Annotated in this window: 1 protein-coding gene; it reads left to right on the forward strand. The window is 63.0% G+C overall.

All coding sequences use genetic code 11. The features are described 5' to 3' along the window. On the forward strand, positions 1–230 hold a 230-nt coding region (locus tag AC6UD2_RS06925; protein ID WP_500698453.1), incomplete at both ends, for a hypothetical protein.

Consider the following 230-nt stretch of genomic DNA (forward strand, 5'->3'; position numbering starts at 1 on the left):
TTCGCCACCAGCGCGCGCAAGCCGGCCGATTTCCGCATCGAAAAGGAAGGCGGCCAATACTTCGTCTCCTTCAGCCGCGGCGACCAGTGGCAGCGCGAACCCAATGCCCTGCACAAGGCCACCCGCAGCGAGATCAGACGCTACTTCCGCGACGACGCCGAGCAGATCGACAGCGCATTGATCCGCATGGCTGGTGGCTTCGGCATCTTCCACTTCAACAAGGACGCGAC

The organism is Fructilactobacillus sp. X2R5C2 (assembly GCF_059901375.1).